General features: G+C 75.3%; 18 protein-coding genes. 16 read left to right on the top strand and 2 right to left on the bottom strand.

Annotated elements, in window-relative coordinates; genetic code table 11:
* Positions 1-3 precede the first annotated feature (3 nt).
* The 3 genes from IR170_RS11840 to IR170_RS11830 all read left to right on the top strand — a co-directional run bounded on the left by IR170_RS11840 (position 4) and on the right by IR170_RS11830 (position 2,185).
* Complete coding sequence (locus IR170_RS11840; protein WP_056862982.1) at positions 4-198, top strand: DUF3046 domain-containing protein; 195 nt, start codon at positions 4-6, stop codon at positions 196-198.
* Between the two features lie 101 nt (positions 199-299).
* A complete protein-coding gene (locus tag IR170_RS11835; protein ID WP_193664292.1) occupies positions 300-1,133 on the top strand; it encodes an S-methyl-5'-thioadenosine phosphorylase in 834 nt (277 codons plus the stop codon).
* The gene (locus tag IR170_RS11830; RefSeq protein WP_193664289.1) at positions 1,130-2,185 is read left to right on the top strand and encodes an NAD-dependent epimerase/dehydratase family protein; all 1,056 of its coding nucleotides are present in this window, start codon (positions 1,130-1,132) and stop codon (positions 2,183-2,185) included. The genes IR170_RS11835 and IR170_RS11830 overlap by 4 nt, the downstream gene beginning before the upstream one ends.
* A 52-nt stretch (positions 2,186-2,237) precedes the next feature.
* Here the strand turns inward: IR170_RS11830 and IR170_RS11825 are convergent, their stop codons facing one another.
* On the bottom strand, positions 2,238-3,647 hold the full coding sequence (locus tag IR170_RS11825; protein WP_227489135.1) for a hypothetical protein: 1,410 nt from the start codon (positions 3,645-3,647) through the stop codon (positions 2,238-2,240).
* 253 nt (positions 3,648-3,900) lie between these two features.
* On the opposite strand from IR170_RS11825, the gene IR170_RS11820 reads away from it, so the two are divergent.
* The 13 genes from IR170_RS11820 (at position 3,901) to IR170_RS11760 (ending at position 14,625) form a co-directional block, all read left to right on the top strand.
* Entirely contained in the window at positions 3,901-4,557 is a 657-nt protein-coding gene (locus IR170_RS11820) for a glycosyltransferase family 2 protein (protein ID WP_228942047.1), read from the top strand.
* The gene (locus IR170_RS11815; protein ID WP_227489134.1) at positions 4,554-5,264 is read left to right on the top strand and encodes a TIGR04282 family arsenosugar biosynthesis glycosyltransferase; all 711 of its coding nucleotides are present in this window, start codon (positions 4,554-4,556) and stop codon (positions 5,262-5,264) included. The genes IR170_RS11820 and IR170_RS11815 overlap by 4 nt, the downstream gene beginning before the upstream one ends.
* Complete coding sequence (locus tag IR170_RS11810; protein ID WP_319805040.1) at positions 5,261-5,998, top strand: methyltransferase domain-containing protein; 738 nt, start codon at positions 5,261-5,263, stop codon at positions 5,996-5,998. Before IR170_RS11815 ends, IR170_RS11810 begins: the two co-directional genes overlap by 4 nt.
* 63 nt (positions 5,999-6,061) lie before the next feature.
* Positions 6,062-7,270, top strand: a complete 1,209-nt coding sequence (locus IR170_RS11805; protein ID WP_193664287.1) for a molybdopterin-dependent oxidoreductase — start codon at positions 6,062-6,064, stop codon at positions 7,268-7,270.
* Complete coding sequence (locus IR170_RS11800; protein ID WP_193664283.1) at positions 7,267-7,767, top strand: hypothetical protein; 501 nt, start codon at positions 7,267-7,269, stop codon at positions 7,765-7,767. Before IR170_RS11805 ends, IR170_RS11800 begins: the two co-directional genes overlap by 4 nt.
* Before the next feature lie 2 nt (positions 7,768-7,769).
* A complete protein-coding gene (locus IR170_RS11795) occupies positions 7,770-8,453 on the top strand; it encodes a response regulator transcription factor (RefSeq protein WP_193664281.1) in 684 nt (227 codons plus the stop codon).
* Positions 8,450-9,697 carry a sensor histidine kinase gene (locus IR170_RS11790; RefSeq protein ID WP_319805039.1) on the top strand — a complete coding sequence of 416 codons (1,248 nt, stop codon included), beginning with the start codon at positions 8,450-8,452 and terminating at the stop codon, positions 9,695-9,697. Before IR170_RS11795 ends, IR170_RS11790 begins: the two co-directional genes overlap by 4 nt.
* Positions 9,698-9,940: 243 nt before the next feature.
* Complete coding sequence (recA, locus tag IR170_RS11785; RefSeq protein ID WP_056862721.1) at positions 9,941-10,987, top strand: recombinase RecA; 1,047 nt, start codon at positions 9,941-9,943, stop codon at positions 10,985-10,987.
* 2 nt (positions 10,988-10,989) lie between these two features.
* Complete coding sequence (locus IR170_RS11780) at positions 10,990-11,856, top strand: regulatory protein RecX (protein WP_319805038.1); 867 nt, start codon at positions 10,990-10,992, stop codon at positions 11,854-11,856.
* 144 nt (positions 11,857-12,000) lie between these two features.
* On the top strand, positions 12,001-12,495 hold the full coding sequence (locus IR170_RS11775) for a phosphoribosyltransferase (RefSeq protein ID WP_056862722.1): 495 nt from the start codon (positions 12,001-12,003) through the stop codon (positions 12,493-12,495).
* Complete coding sequence (locus IR170_RS11770; RefSeq protein ID WP_193664277.1) at positions 12,492-13,370, top strand: PPK2 family polyphosphate kinase; 879 nt, start codon at positions 12,492-12,494, stop codon at positions 13,368-13,370. Before IR170_RS11775 ends, IR170_RS11770 begins: the two co-directional genes overlap by 4 nt.
* A complete protein-coding gene (locus IR170_RS11765; RefSeq protein WP_319805037.1) occupies positions 13,367-14,209 on the top strand; it encodes a HipA family kinase in 843 nt (280 codons plus the stop codon). Before IR170_RS11770 ends, IR170_RS11765 begins: the two co-directional genes overlap by 4 nt.
* Positions 14,206-14,625, top strand: coding sequence for a DUF3037 domain-containing protein (locus IR170_RS11760; protein WP_319805036.1), 420 nt, complete (start codon positions 14,206-14,208; stop codon positions 14,623-14,625). Before IR170_RS11765 ends, IR170_RS11760 begins: the two co-directional genes overlap by 4 nt.
* Before the next feature lie 63 nt (positions 14,626-14,688).
* Here the strand turns inward: IR170_RS11760 and IR170_RS11755 are convergent, their stop codons facing one another.
* Positions 14,689-15,432, bottom strand: a complete 744-nt coding sequence (locus IR170_RS11755) for a sirohydrochlorin chelatase (RefSeq protein WP_193664275.1) — start codon at positions 15,430-15,432, stop codon at positions 14,689-14,691.
* Between the last annotated feature and the right edge of the window lie 68 nt (positions 15,433-15,500).

Genomic DNA, 15,500 nt, shown 5'->3' with positions numbered 1-15,500 from the left:
TTCATGCGGCACACGGAGTTCTGGGAGCGTCTCGACCACGCCCTCGGCACGGCGTCGTCGCGGTCGTGGGCGAGCTTCTTCGTGATGAGCGAGCTCGGCGACCGCACGGCCCAGGAGGCCCTCGACGCCGGGGTGCCGCCCAAGCAGGTCTGGGCCGCGGTGTGGAGCGCGCTGGCCCTGCCGGCCTCCGAGCGCTGACCCGGAGCGCCGACCTCGGGCACCCACCCCGAGCACCGACCCGGGCGCGTCGACCAGCACCCCCGGCGAGGGCCGGGGTGAGGGCTGGCACAGTTGCGGCCATGAACGCGACCGCAGACGTCGCCGTGATCGGCGGCACCGGCTTCTACTCCTTCCTCGACGACCCCGAGCAGGTCAGCGTCGAGACCCCCTACGGCCTGCCCTCGGCGACCATCTCGGTCGGCACCGTGGCCGGGCGCCGGGTGGCCTTCCTGCCGCGCCACGGCGACCACCACGACTACCCGCCCCACGCCATCCCCTACCGCGCCAACCTCTGGGCGCTGCGCTCGCTGGGTGTGCGCCAGGTGCTCGCGCCATGCGCCGTCGGGGGGCTGCGCGAGGAGGTCGCGCCCGGCGACATCGTCGTGCCCGACCAGCTGGTCGACCGCACCTACCGCCGCATCCCGTCCTACGTCGAGAGCGGCGCGGTGCACCTGCCCTACGCCGACCCCTACTGCGAGCGCCTCGGCGCGGCCGTGGCCGGCGCCGACCCGGAGATCAAGGCCGGCGGCGCGATGGTGGTCATCGAGGGCCCGCGCTTCTCCACCCGCGCGGAGTCGCAGCACTACGCCGCCCAGGGCTGGTCGCTCATCAACATGACCGGCCACCCCGAGGCGCCGCTGGCCCGTGAGATGCAGCAGTGCTACACCGCCATCGCGCTGGTCACCGACATGGACGCCGGCGTCGAGGCCGGCCAGGGCGTCGGCCAGGAGGAGGTCTTCGCCCTCTTCAAGGCCAACCTCGAGCGGCTCAAGGGCGTGCTCACCCGCACCATCGAGAGCCTCCCCGACCCCGACGGGTGCACCTGCTCCACCTGGGCCGAGGGCATGGAGCTGTCCTACGGCATCCCGACGCCCGACGGCGCCGGCGAGCAGGGCGAGGAGGCCGGCGCGTGAAGGTCCTGCTGACCGGCTCGGCCGGCTTCATCGGCGCCGCGGTGGCCGAGGCCCTGGAGGCCGACGGCGACGAGGTCGTGCGCGTCGACTGGATGCTCGACATGGCCCACGGCGAGGCCCGCCCGCCCGTGGGCACCCACCACGTCGACGTGCGCGACGCCGACGCGGTGAGCGCGCTGCTCGACGGCGTCGACGCGGTCTGCCACCAGGCGGCCGTCGTGGGGGCCGGGGTGAAGGTGGCCGACCTGCCGGCCTACGCCTCGCACAACGACTACGGCACGGCCGTCCTGCTCGCGGCCATGCACGAGGCGCGCGTCGACCGCATGGTGCTCGCCTCGAGCATGGTCGTCTACGGCGAGGGCCGCTACACCTGCCCCGAGCACGGCGACCAGGCGCCGGGGCCGCGCACCGTCGCGGCGCTGGAGTCCGGCGACTTCGACAACCACTGCCCCGTGTGCGGCGGACCGCTGGGCTGGGCCCTGGTCGACGAGGACGCCCGCCTCGACCCGCGCTCCAGCTACGCCGCCAGCAAGCTGGCCCAGGAGCACTACACCTCGGCGTGGGTGCGCCAGGCCGACGCCGCCGCGGTGGCGCTGCGCTACCACAACGTCTACGGCCCGGGCATGCCGCGCGACACGCCGTACTCGGGGGTGGCGGCGATGTTCCGGTCCTCCCTCGAGCGCGGCGAGGCGCCCAAGGTCTACGAGGACGGCGCGCAGATGCGCGACTTCGTGCACGTCAGCGACGTCGCGCAGGCCAACGTCGCCGCGCTGCGCGCCGTCGTGGCCGCCCCGACGGGTCACTACGCCGCCTACAACGTCGCCTCCGGGCGACCGGTGGGCATCAAGCAGGTCGCCGAGCTCGTCGCCACCGGCACCGGCGCCGACGGGGGCGCGGAGATCGCCCCCGAGGTCACCGGCGGCTTCCGGCTCGGCGACGTGCGCCACATCGTCGCCTCACCCGAGCGCGCCCGCGCCGAGCTCGGCTTCGCCGCGGCCATCGCCCCCGAGGAGGGCCTGCCCGCCTTCGCCACCGCGCCGCTGCGCGCCTGAGGCACGGTTCGGGGCGGCCGGGTGCCGGCCGCCCCGACCGGGCTGGGCTGGGCTACCAGCTGGTGTACATCAGGTGCTGCAGCAACAGCGCCGCGACCAGTTGCAGACCCAGCCCCCAGCGCCGCCAGCGCTCGGGCAGGAAGGCCGCGCCGATCATCATCCACGGCACGAACGGCACCCAGATCCGCTCGACCTCGGCCTTGCTCATCCGTGAGGCGTCGGCGACGGCCACGGCCAGGGCGGCGCTGAGCACGAGCAGCAGCGGCGAGGCGAGCACGTCGCGCCCCAGCTGGCGCGCCCTGAGGCCGGCCACGGCCAGCGCCGAGCCGAGCAGGGGGCCCGCGCTGAGCACGAGCGCCGCGATGTTGCCCCACAGCCAGTACGACGCCGGCCGGTCGGCGGCGATGCCCTCCCAGTAGCGGTCGTGGAGCACGGGGTAGGCCTCCCACCACGCGAAGCCGCCCGCGGCGAAGCCGAGCACCACCACGAGCGCGGCGCCCGCGGCGACCGGCAGCGGCAGCCAGGAGCGGGCCAGGGCCAGCACCGCCAGCGCGGTGAGGCCGAGCAGCGGCAGGCCGTAGGACGTCATCACCATGGCGCCGAGCAGCAGGCCCGCCAGGGTCGACCACGCCAGCAGTCCGCGGCGCGAGGCGTGGCGGGCCCCGAGCGCCAGGCAGGCCAGGCCCCAGGCGCCCAGGGCGCCGAAGAGGGCGTCGGCGGAGACGGCCATGAAGACCGCCGCCGGGGCGAGCACGAGGAAGGGAGCGGCCCGCCGGGCGAGCGCCTCGTGACCCAGCGCGCGCAGCGTGGTCATCACCGCCAGCGCCGTGGTCGCGGCGAGCACGGTCACCACGATCCCGGCCGCCAGGTCGCCGCCCAGACCGACCCGCACCAGCCCGACGAAGAACAGCAGCGCCAGCGGCGGGTGGCCGGCGACGTGGGTGGGCCAGTTGTCGGGGGAGGAGTAGGAGATGCGTCCGACGTACTCCTGGAGCAGGGTGCCGATCCCGTCGACCTCCCGGGCGGTGGGGAGGTACTCCACGTCGCTGCCCAGCACCCGGGAGAGACCCGAGCTGCCGTCGACCAGGGCCAGCGAGACCATCCAGGCCAGCGCCACGACGTACGACACGAGCAGCAGCCGCCGCCACGGGAGGGTCTCCGCCCACCCGGCGAACCAGCGCCATCCCACGAGCGCGACCAGCAGCGCCGGCACCGTGCCGGGGCCGAACAGCTTGGGGTCCCAGAACCCGTGCAGCGGTGGCACCGCGAGGTCGGTGTAGGAGCGCGGCGCGCGCGTCCAGGTCTCCCAGTCGAGGACGCGGGGCACGACGATCGCGAGCGCCACCAGCACGACGGCGACGCCGAGGCCCCAGGCGGCGGCGCGGGCGCCGGAGCGGTCCTCGACCGGCGCCGCTCCCGCCGGGGCCGGGGGCGGGTCGGTCAGAGGGGGGCTGGTCGCCATGCCCAGACCCTAGCCAGCCCACCGGTGGCGCCCGACAGCGACGACCCGGGCCCGCGCGGTGCCGCAGCCACGCGCGCGATCGCGCACGACACGCGGCGCACGCTGCGGGAACGCCGGGGGAACGACACGCGAACGTCTGGCCTCCCGGGTGAACACCCCCGAGCACCCCGTGCGGTTCGATGGGGCGGCCGGACCGACCGGCGTCACCTCTTCGTAAGGGTTCACCGCCACGATGCCACCTACCGTTGACGACGTGCCCGTCTGCGACCTCGTCCTCCCCTGCAAGGACGAGGCGCCTGCCCTGGGCGACCTGATCCCGCGGGTGCCCGCCCGCTTCTCGGTGATCGTCGTCGACAACGGATCGGTCGACGGCACGGCCGCGGTCGCCGAGCGGCTCGGCGCCCGGGTCGTGCGCGAGAGCGTGCCCGGCTACGGCTCGGCCGTGCACGCCGGGCTCCTCGCCGCCACCCACGACTACGTCGCCTTCATGGACGGCGACGGCTCCTTCGACCCCGCCGAGCTGCTGCCGCTGCTCGACGACGTCGCCTCGGGCCGCGCCGACTTCGCCGTGGGCCGGCGCCGCCCCGTGCAGCGCGGTGTGTGGCCGTGGCACGCCCGCGCCGGCAACGCGCTGATCGTGGCCTGGCTGCGCCGGCGGATCGCGATGCAGGCCCACGACATCGCCCCGATGCGGGTCTCGCGGCGCCAGGACCTGCTCGACCTCGGTGTCGAGGACCGCCGCTTCGGCTACCCCGTCGAGCTGCTGCAGAAGGTCACCGTCGCCGGGTGGCGGGTCTCCGAGCGCGACGTCGGCTACCACCCCCGTGCCGCCGGCACCCGCTCGAAGGTGTCGGGGTCGGTCAAGGGCACCGTCCGCACGGCGCGCGACTTCTGGAAGGCCCTCGCATGAGCAGCACCACCCCCACCCCGTACGCCGCAGGCGCCGACCCGGCCGCGGCGCCGCGGATGCTGGTCGTCGCCAAGGCACCGGTCGCGGGGCGGGTCAAGACCCGCCTCGGCGCCGACATCGGCATGGACCTGGCCGCGGAGATCGCCGCCGCCTCCCTGCTCGACACCCTCGTGGCCTGCACCGACGCGGTGGGCCCCGACCGCTGCCACCTCTCCCTCGACGGCGAGCTGCTCGACGCCGTGCACGGCGAGCGCATCCGCCGCCACCTGCACGGCTGGCAGGTCACCCCGCAGGTCGGCGACGGCTTCGACGAGCGACTCGTGCGCGCCCACGCCGACGTGGCCGCCGCCGGCCCCGGCCCGGTGGTGCAGGTCGGCATGGACACCCCGCAGGTCACGCCCGACCTGCTGCTCGGTGCGGCGGCACCGCTGGCCGACCACCACGCCGTGCTCGGCCCCGCCGAGGACGGCGGCTGGTGGGTGCTCGCCCTGCGCGACCCCCTCGCCGCCGCCGCGCTGCGCGGCGTGCCGATGTCGACGCCCACCACCCACGACGACACCCGCGCGGCGCTCGAGGCGGCCGGCCTGGCCGTCGCCACGACCGCGGTGCTGCGCGACATCGACACGGTGGCCGACGCCGACGCGGTCGTCGCCCTCGTGCCCGGTGGCCGCTTCGCCGCGGCCTGGAGCCCGGAGGTGGCCTCGTGAGCGTGCGTGACGAGTCCTTCTCCGCCGTCTTCACCCACGCCCTGCGGGGCATGCCGTGCCGCGTGGTGGGCCTGGGCCCCGAGCCGTCGCCGCTCCCGGTGGCGGACTGGACCCGCGAGGCCGACGAGGCCGACCACGCGCTGCTCGCGTGGTGCGTGGGCCCCACCATCGACATCGGCTGCGGACCGGGCCGGCTCTCCGCGGGCCTGGCCGCGCGCGGCCACGTCGTGCTCGGCATCGACGTGGTCCACGAGGCCGTCGAGCAGACCCGACAGCGCGGCGCCTCGGCGATCCTGCGCGACGTCTTCGAGTCGATCCCCGGCGAGGGGCGCTGGGAGTCGGCGCTGCTCGCCGACGGCAACGTCGGCATCGGGGGAGACCCCGTGCGGCTGCTGCGGCGCGTGCGCGAGGTGCTCGACCCGCGCGGTCGGGTCGTGGTCGAGGTGGCGCCGCCGGGGGTCCCGATGACGACCACGTGGGCCAGCATCGAGGGCGACGACGTGCGCAGCCGGCCCTTCCGCTGGTCGGTGCTCGGGGTCGACGACATCGCCCACGTGGCCGAGGCCGCGGGCTGGGGCGTCAGCGCGTGCGAGCCCTTCGCCGGGCGCTGGTGCGCCGTGCTGGAGGAGCAGCTCGCCCCCGTCGCGGCGGTCCCCCTCGCACCCGCAGGCGCGGCACGCCACCTGCAGGACGTCTCTCGGGACCCCCACCACCCCGAGGAGCCGACGACCTGATGACGAGCCCCAGCGCAGGACCCCTCGCCCGCACCCGGACGGGGACGTGACGACGTGGCGGTGATGAGCCGGCTGGCCGAGCGCCTGCCGAGCGAGGACAGCTTCCGCTCCGAGCTGCGCAGTCCCACCGTCGCCGCCCGCGTCGGCCTGTGGCTGGGCGTCTGCTTCACCGTCTGCTTCCTCACCGGGCTGGTCAGCCACTACGCGCAGAACGTCGACCACCCGGTGCCGTTCCCGGCCTCGCCCTCCTGGGGCTACCGCGTCACCCAGGGCCTCCACGTCGTCACCGGCACCGCCGCCGTGCCGCTGCTGCTGGTCAAGCTCTGGACGGTCTTCCCGCGGCTCTTCGCCCGGCCGGGCCGCGGAGTGCGCGCGCTGGCCGTCACCGCCCTCGAGCGGGCCTCGATCCTGGCGCTCGTCGGCTCGGCGGTCTTCCTGCTCGTCACCGGCCTCATGAACTCCGCCCAGTGGTACCCCTGGGCCTTCTCCTTCCGCTCCACCCACTACGCCGTGGCGTGGGTGGCGATCGGCTCGCTGGTCGTGCACGTCGCGGTCAAGCTGCCGGTCATCCGCGCCGCGCTCGGCGCCGACGTCGACGACACCACCCTCGACCGGCCCCGCACCGACCGGCCCGGGACCGACGGACCCGGGACCGACCGGCCGACCGAGCGCGGCGGCGGGCTCTCCCGGCGCGGCCTGCTGCGCACGACCTGGGCGGCGGCCGGCCTGGCCGTGCTCGCCACCGCGGGCAGCACGGTGCCGCTGCTGCGCAAGGTCTCCGTGCTCGCCGTGCGCACCGGTGACGGCCCGCAGGGGCTGCCGGTCAACCGCTCCGCCGCGGCGGCCCAGGTCACCACCGACGACGTCGGCGACTCCTACCGCCTCACGGTGGCCCACGGCTCGCGCACCGTCGAGCTCGGCCGCGAGGACCTGCTGGCGATGACCCAGCACACCGTCGACCTCCCGATCGCCTGCGTCGAGGGCTGGTCGGCCGACGCCACCTGGACCGGGGTGCGGGTCGCCGACCTGCTCGCCCTGGTCGAGGCCCCCGCCGACAGCGACCTGCGGGTGACCTCGCTGCAGCGGGCCGGTGCCTTCGGCACCACCGCGCTCCAGGCCTCCTTCGTCGAGGACGACCGCACGCTGCTGGCCCTGCAGGTCAACGGCGAGACGCTGAGCCTCGACCACGGCTTCCCCTGCCGGATCATCGCCCCCAACCGTCCCGGGGTGCTCCAGACCAAGTGGGTCACGTCGCTCGAGGTGCTCGCGTGAGCGCCCCGACCGGGGTCGCGCCGACCCCGCTGGGCCTGCGCCTGGCGCTCGGCGCCGTCGGCGTGGCCCTGGGGCTGTACGGCGCGTGGCTGCTGTGGTCGCGCGCCGAGCCCGCCCAGGTGCTCGACGCGCTGCTGTGGGCGGCCTCCGGCGTGGTGCTCCACGACGCCGTGCTCGCCCCGCTCGTCCTCGTGCTCGTCGTGGTGGGCGCGCGCGTCGTGCCCCGCCCCTTCCGTGCCCCCGCCACGGTGGGTCTCGTCCTGCTGGGCAGCCTGACCCTGCTCGCCGTGCCCGTGCTGGGCCGCTTCGGCGAGCGCGCCGACAACCCCACGCTGCTCGACCGCGACTACACCGCCGGCTGGGTCGCCGTCGCCGGGCTCGTGCTGCTCGGGGTCGTCGTGGCGGGCCTGCTGCGGCGACGCGCGCGGCACGCCGCCGGCCCGGTCGCCCCCGACCCGCCCGGCCCGTCCGACCGCCCCGGCCCCGCCGGTCGCTGAGCGTGGCCCTCGTGCTCGTCGTCGACGACGACCTCACCGTGCGCGAGGTCGTCGTGTCCTACCTGCGCGCCCACGGCCACGAGGTCGTCGAGGCCGGCGACGGCGAGGCGGCGCTGGAGCTGATGGGCTCCCGCCCGGCCGACCTCGTGGTGCTCGACCTGATGCTGCCGGGCATCGACGGGCTCGAGGTGTGCCGTCGGCTGCGGAGCAGCGGCGACGTGCCGGTGGTGATGCTCACCGCCCTCGGCGAGGAGGGCGACCGGGTCGCCGGCCTCGAGCACGGCGCCGACGACTACGTGAGCAAGCCCTTCAGCCCGCGCGAGCTGGCCCTGCGGGTCGACTCGGTGCTCCGGCGTACGTCGGAGCCGGCCGAGGTCGTCGGTCCGCGGGTCGTGGTCGACGGCGACCTCGAGGTCGACGCCGCACGTCACACGGTCACCCGGGCGGGCCGCGAGCTGGCCCTGACCGCCCGGGAGTTCGACCTGCTGTGGTGGTTCCTCACCCACCCCGGCGTCGCGGTCAACCGCGACGACCTGCTGCAGGAGGTCTGGGGCTGGTCGGTCGGCGACCGCTCCACCGTCACCGTGCACGTGCGCCGCCTGCGCGAGAAGGTCGAGCAGGACCCCACCCACCCACGGCGGCTGCTGACGGTGTGGGGCGTGGGCTACCGGTGGGAGGCGTCGTGAACGGCGAGCAGGCGCAGGTCGTCCTCGTGGCGGCGGTCGCGGCCGTCGTCGTGGGCGTCGTCGGGCTGCTGCTGGCCTGGCTCGTGCGCCGGCTGTCGATCCGCTGGCAGCTCGGCCTCGCCGCGGTCGTGCCGGTGGCCGCGGTGCTCGCCGGGGTGCTCGCGGCCTCCCAGCGCATGTTCATCAGCGACGACGACGTCGAGGTCGTCACGCTCGTGGCCGGCGCCGCCACGGTGGTCGCGCTGGCGGTCGCGCTCGCCCTCTCGCGGGCGGTCACCCGCTGGTCGCTGTCGCTGCGCGAGGAGGTGCGGCGGGTGGGCTCCGGCTCGCCGTACGTCGGCGGGGCCCGCGGGCCCTCGGAGTTCCGCGCGCTGTCCGAGGAGCTCGCCACCGCGCACGCCCGGCTCGAGGAGGCCCGTGGGCGCGCGGCGCGCCTGGAGGACTCGCGCCGCGAGCTGGTCTCCTGGGTCTCCCACGACCTGCGCACCCCGTTGGCCGGCATGCGGGCGATGACCGAGGCGCTCGAGGACGGCATGACCCCCGAACCCGAGCGCTACCACCGCCAGATCCGGGTCGAGGTCGACCGCATGGTCCGCATGGTCGACGACCTCTTCGAGCTCTCCCGCATCCACGCCGGCGTGCTGCGGCTGGCCCCCGAGGCCGTCGTGCTGGGCGACGTCGTCAGCGACGCGATCGCCGCCGCCGACCCGGTGGCGCGGGCCCGCGGGGTCAGGCTCGGGGGAGCGGTGCCCGGCGGTCTCGAGCTCGTCGCCGACCCCTCGGGGCTCTCGCGCGTCGTCTCCAACCTGGTGATGAACGCCGTGCGCCACACACCGCCCGGGGGCACGGTGCACGTCGAGGGCACGGGCCTCGCCGCCGGGGTGCGCGCCGCCGCGGGGGACGCCGCGGGGGGCGGTGCGGGGGGCGACTGCGTGGAGCTCGTCGTGACCGACGGCTGCGGCGGCATCGGGGCCGTCGACCTCGCCCGGGTCTTCGACGTGGCCTGGCAGGCCGAGCCCTCGCGCACCCCTGACGACGTCACCGGTCGTGGGGCCGGGCTGGGCCTGGCCATCGTCAAGGGCATCGTGGAGGCCCACCGCGGCAGCGTGCACGCCGAGGACGTCACCGAGCAGGGAGTCGACCAGGGGGGCCGGCCGACCGGCTGCCGCTTCCGGGTCGTGCTGCCCGTCGACGGCCCCGGGCCGCCCGACGCGGTGGTCCCGGCCCCCGTCGCGCTCTCCTGACCGTCGGTCCGACGAGCACGCCGTCGACCGGGCGCCGCCAGGGCGCGGCGTGTCGACTGGGGTCGAACACGTGTTCGGGCTACCGTGCAGGGGACGGCGCGCAGATCGGCGTTCTCCACAGTCCCGGGTCACCGTTCCCCGACTGTCGGCGGGCTCCTCTAGCGTTCCCGGCACAGACGTTGCACGACACCACAGACCACACCGTGGAGGGCCGAGCGCCCTCCGCCCCAGGACGGAGACATCATGGCTGGAGACCGCGACAAGGCCCTCGACGTAGCGCTCGCCTCGATCGAGAAGCAGTTCGGCAAGGGCTCGGTGATGCGCCTCGGCGACGAGACCCGCGCGCCCCTCGAGGTGATCCCCACCGGGTCGATCGCCCTCGACGTCGCCCTCGGCCTCGGCGGCCTGCCGCGCGGTCGCGTGGTGGAGATCTACGGCCCGGAGTCCTCCGGAAAGACGACGGTCGCCCTCCACGCGGTGGCCAGCGCCCAGCGCAACGGCGGCATCGTCGCCTTCATCGACGCCGAGCACGCCCTCGACCCCGACTACGCCAAGGCCCTCGGCGTCGACACCGACGCCCTGCTGGTCTCCCAGCCCGACTCCGGTGAGCAGGCCCTCGAGATCGCCGACATGCTGATCCGCTCGGGCGCGCTCGACCTGATCGTCATCGACTCCGTGGCCGCGCTCGTGCCCCGCGCCGAGATCGAGGGCGAGATGGGCGACAGCCACGTCGGCCTCCAGGCCCGCCTGATGAGCCAGGCGCTGCGCAAGATGACCGGTGCGCTCAACAACTCCAAGACCACCGCGATCTTCATCAACCAGCTGCGCGAGAAGATCGGCGTCATGTTCGGCTCGCCGGAGACCACGACCGGTGGTCGCGCGCTGAAGTTCTACTCCTCGGTGCGCCTCGACGTGCGCCGCATCGAGACGCTGAAGGACGGCACCGACATGGTCGGCAACCGCACCCGCGTCAAGGTCGTCAAGAACAAGGTCGCGCCGCCCTTCAAGCAGGCCGAGTTCGACATCATGTACGGCAAGGGCATCAGCCGCGAGGGTGGCCTGATCGACGTCGGCGTCGAGGCGGGCCTGGTCCGCAAGGCCGGCGCCTGGTACACCTACGACGGCGACCAGCTGGGTCAGGGCAAGGAGAACGCCCGCACCTTCCTGCGCGACAACCCCGACCTGGCCAACGAGCTGGAGAAGAAGATCCTCGAGAAGCTCGGGGTCGGCCCCACTGTCGACGCCGAGGTCTCGCTGCCCGGTGACCCGGTCGGCGTCGACGACTTCTGATCGTGACCCGGTCGCAGCGACCGGTCGACCGCGACGTCGACCCCCGGCCCGCCCCGTCGTGGGCCGGGGTCGACGCGACTGAGTCCGACCTGGGCGAGCCGGCGGTCTCCCCGTCCTGGCGTGGCGACGTCTCGGTGGGCGTCGACGCCTGGACCCAGCGCTCCGAGCGGTCTGCGCCGTCCGCGCGGTCCGGCGGTGCCGAGGGCGCGGCCGGGGCCGACGGGGCCTCGCGCTCCTTCGGGGAGGCGAGGTCCTCGGGTCGCCGTGGCTCTCGGGCCCGCGGCGGGTCCGAGGGTCGGCGGCAGGGTCGTAGCCGCTCGTCGGCGGGCCAGCCGCCCCCCGACCGTGCCGCGCTGGGGCCCGAGGCCGACCCGGAGTCGGTGGCCCGCACGATCCTGCTCGACCAGCTCACGGGCCGTGCCCGCAGTCGCAAGGAGCTCGGCGACAAGCTCGCGCAGCGCGAGGTGCCCGACGAGATCGCCACGGCGCTCCTCGACCGCTTCGAGGAGGTCGGCCTCATCGACGACGAGGCCTTCGCGCGGCTCTGGGTCTCCTCCCGCGGCGCCGGCGGGGGTGGCAGCAAGTCCCTGGCGCGCCGCGCGCTGAGCCAGGAGCTGCGACGCAAGGGCGTCGACGACGAGGTCGCCCGCACGGTCCTCGACGAGATCGACCCCGACGACGAGGAGCAGGCCGCGCGCGAGCTGGTGCGCAAGAAGCTGCGCTCGCTCTCGCGCGTCGACGACGTCACCGCGACCCGCCGTCTCGTCGGCATGCTGGCGCGCAAGGGCTACGGCTCGGGCCTGGCCTTCTCCGTGGTCAAGCAGGAGCTCGCCGCCTCCGGTCGCGACGAGCCCGACCCCCTCGACTGACGCGAGGTGGTGGAGGAGCGAGCGCCAGCGAGCGTCTCGACACCACCTACTCGCCGCACCGTGGTCGAGGAACGTGCCCCGCCCGCCCGCCCTCGCCCCGCCCCCCGCTCGACGCTGCGGCCGGCCTCCCGCCACAATGACCGGGTGGCCGACGAGCGCGAGATCCTGACCTACGACCTCTTCGGCACCGCGGTGCGCGACCTGGCCCAGCAGGTGGTCGACGACGGCTACGAGCCCGACCTCGTGCTGGCCATCGCCCGGGGCGGTCTGGGCCTGGCCATGGGGTTGGGCTACGCCCTCGACGTCAAGAACCTCTCGGCGGTCAACGTCGAGTTCTACACCGGCGTCGACCAGCGCCTCGACGTGCCGATCATGCTGCCCCCCACGCCTGCGGCCGTCGACCTGTCGGGCCTCAAGGTGCTCATCGCCGACGACGTCGCCGACAGCGGACGCACCCTGGAGTCGGTGCTGGCCTTCTGCGCCGACCACGTGGCCGAGGCCCGCTCGGCGGTGGTCTACGAGAAGCCGCAGAGCGTGGTGAAGCCCGACTACGCCTGGCGTCGCACGACGCGCTGGATCAACTTCCCGTGGTCCACGCAGCCGCCGCTGGTGACCCGCTCCACCGTGGTCGACGCGTGAGCGCCTCGCTGCTGCGGCTGCCGACGGGCCCGGTGGACCTGCGCGGCCTGCCCACCGACGCCACGCCCGACTTCGCGCACGGCAAGACCGCCGGCAAGGTCGCGCTCGCCGAGCTCGGCCCGCGGCTGGGGGAGCTGCAGGAGCGGCTCTTCTCCGAGCACACCACGGAGCACCCCCGCAGCGTGCTGCTGGTGCTGCAGGGCATGGACACCTCGGGCAAGGGCGGGGTCCTGCGGCACACCCTGGGGCTCGTCGACCCCCAGGGTCTGCGGATCACGTCCTTCAAGGCCCCCACAGCGGAGGAGCGGGAGCACGACTTCCTGTGGCGCATCCGTCGCGCGCTGCCCGGCCCGGGGCTGATCGGCGTCTTCGACCGCTCCCACTACGAGGACGTCCTCGCCGCACGGGTCAGGGGCCTGGCCCCGCTCGAGGAGATCGAGCGCCGCTACGCCGCCATCAACGACTTCGAGGCCGAGCTGCTGGCCGCCGGCACGACCGTGGTCAAGTGCATGCTCCACATCAGCGCCGACACCCAGCGCGAGCGGCTGCTGGAGCGCCTCGACCGACCCGACAAGCACTGGAAGTTCACCCCCGGGGACATCGACGACCGCCAGCTCTGGCCGGCCTACCGCGCCGCCTACGAGACGGCCCTGGAGCGCACCAACACCGAGGTCGCCCCGTGGCACGTCGTGCCCAGTGACCGCAAGTGGTACCGCAACCTCGCGGTCGGGCGCCTGCTGCTCGACGCCCTGGAGGGCCTCGCGCCCACCTGGCCCCCGGCGCGCTACGACGTCGCGGAGCAGCGACGGCGCCTGCTGCACGAGGCCGACCCGGATCCCGACCCCGATCCCGACCCGGAGGGGAGCGCGGCGTGAGCCCCGACCACCCGTCCGGTGCCGCCGACCGCGCCGTCGACGACGGCCCGCTGCCCACCGTGGCCGTCACGCGCTACGTCACCCCGCTGCGCGAGGGCGGCAGCCTGCCGGGCATCGTCGAGGCCGACGACCTGGGCACCTACGTGTGCAAGTTCCGCGGCGCGGGCCAGGGCGTGCGGGTCCTGGTCGCCGAGGTCGTGGTCGCCGAGCTGGCCCGTCTGGTCGGGCTGCGCACCCCGCGGCTGGTCGCCCTCGAGCTCGACGCGGAGATCGCGCGCTACGAGGCCGACGAGGAGGTCCAGGACCTGCTGGTGGCGTCGGTGGGGCTCAACCTGGGTGTCGACTTCCTGCCCGGCTCCTTCGGCTACGACGGCGAGCGGGCGGCCACGACGCCGGGCGGCGGCACCGCGGCGGTGGCCGAGGAGGCCGCCCGGGTGCTGTGGCTCGACGCGTTCTGCGCCAACGTCGACCGCAGCTGGCGCAACCCCAACCTCCTGGTGTGGCACGACGACCTCTGGGTCATCGACCACGGCGCCTCGCTGTACTTCCACCACGCCTGGAGCGGCGGCGTCACCGACCCGGCCCGCTTCGCCGCCCAGCGCTGGGACGTCTCCGACCACGTGCTCGGCGCCCACGTCGGCGGCCTCGGCGCCGTCGACGCGGCGATCAGCGACGTGCTGACGCCCGAGGTGCTGCCCGGCGTGCTCGAGCGCGTGCCCGACGCCTGGCTCCAGCCCGTGCCCGGCGCCGAGACGCCCGCGGCGCTGCGCGCGGCGTACGTCGCCTTCCTCACCGCCCGGCTCGGCACCCGCCAGTGGCTGCCGGGGGCCGACGCGTGAGCGGCGTGCCGGCCGGGTCCGCCGGCGCCCCGACGCGTCCGCTGATGGCCTACCAGTACGTCGTGCTGCGCTGCGTGCCGCGCGCCGACCGCGAGGAGTTCCTCAACGTGGGCGTGGTGCTCTACTGCCAGGCCGGCGACTTCCTGGGCACGGCGTGGCACTGCGACCGCGAGCGCCTGACCGCCTTCAGCGCCGGGCTCGACGTCGACCAGGTCTGCGCCTCGCTGCGCTTCGCCGAGGCCGTCAGCGCCGGGGACGAGCGCGGGGGTGCGGCCTCGCGCCACCCGGTGGGACAGCGCTTCGGGTTCCTCAAGGCACCCAAGAGCACGGTGGTGCAGCCCGGTCCGGTGCACGGCGGACTGACCGCCGACCCCGCCGCCGAGCTGCGGCGCCTGCTCGCCTGCCTGGTGACCTGAGCCCGGTGTGCTGAGGGCCCCGGTGGGCCGAGACCCGGGCCCCACCACGGGGCGGGCCCGGGATCAGACCGGGACGAGCTCGACGGCGCCGACGGCGTAGCGGGCCAGCACGGTGCGGGCGACCTCGGGGTGGGCGCCCAGCGGCTCGGAGACGGCCACCGCACCGGCCTCGAGGGCCAGCTCGGCGGAGCGGTCGGTGGCGCAGCCGGGGGAGAGGAAGAGCGAGGCCACGGCGATGTGGCGACGGCCCTCGCCGCGGAAGGCGCGCACAGCCTCGCCGGTGGCCGGCGGGGAGACCGAGGCGAAGGCCGCGGTGACGGGCAGGCGGTGGTGGGCCCCCCACAGCCGGGCGAGGCGGGCGACGGCCTGGTTGGCCAGCGGGTCGGTGGAGCCCGACGCGGCCAGCACGAGGGCGTCGAGCTCGCGCACCCGCGACTGGCGCAGCGCCTCGCGCAGCCGCACGTCGAGCACCTCGAGGAAGCACGGCTCCAGGCCGAGGATGGCCGTCGAGCGGATCTGCAGCCCCGGGTGCCGCTCCGCGGCCGCGGCCACGGCGGAGGGCACGTCGGCGGCGAGGAGCTGGCCCTCGGTCAGCAGCAGCGGCACGACCACGATCTCCTCGTGCCCGGCCTTGACGAGCCGGTCGACGACGGTCTGGAACGCGGGCCGGGCCGACTCGAGGAACGCGCGCTCGACCTTGAGGTCGGGGCGCATCGCGCGCACCTCGTCGACCAGCGCGGTGATGGTCGCGGAGGAGCGCGCGTCGCGGGTGCCGTGGGCCAGGGCGATCAGTGCCGGAGCTGCCATCGGAGGTGGCCTCCCTTGTCGTGGTGATCTCGGTGGGGCGGGGGTCCCGGGCCCAGCGGCGCTGCTGG

Origin of the sequence: Nocardioides kribbensis (genome assembly GCF_015070375.1) — a bacterium.
GTDB lineage: Bacteria > Actinomycetota > Actinomycetes > Propionibacteriales > Nocardioidaceae > Nocardioides > Nocardioides kribbensis.
Note: the sequence above shows the minus strand (reverse complement) of the source record. Positions and strands in the feature narration are given on the sequence as shown.

Excerpts from the sequence above, each read along its gene's own strand:
- IR170_RS11825 (WP_227489135.1), bottom strand. The coding sequence starts at position 3,647 with ATGGCGACCAGCCCCCCTCTGACCGACCCGCCCCCGGCCCCGGCGGGA.
- recA (WP_056862721.1), top strand. The coding sequence starts at position 9,941 with ATGGCTGGAGACCGCGACAAGGCCCTCGACGTAGCGCTCGCCTCGATC.
- IR170_RS11835 (WP_193664292.1), top strand. The coding sequence starts at position 300 with ATGAACGCGACCGCAGACGTCGCCGTGATCGGCGGCACCGGCTTCTAC.
- IR170_RS11840 (WP_056862982.1), top strand. The coding sequence starts at position 4 with ATGCGGCACACGGAGTTCTGGGAGCGTCTCGACCACGCCCTCGGCACG.
- IR170_RS11755 (WP_193664275.1), bottom strand. The coding sequence starts at position 15,432 with ATGGCAGCTCCGGCACTGATCGCCCTGGCCCACGGCACCCGCGACGCG.
- IR170_RS11805 (WP_193664287.1), top strand. The coding sequence starts at position 6,062 with ATGAGCCGGCTGGCCGAGCGCCTGCCGAGCGAGGACAGCTTCCGCTCC.
- IR170_RS11815 (WP_227489134.1), top strand. The coding sequence starts at position 4,554 with ATGAGCAGCACCACCCCCACCCCGTACGCCGCAGGCGCCGACCCGGCC.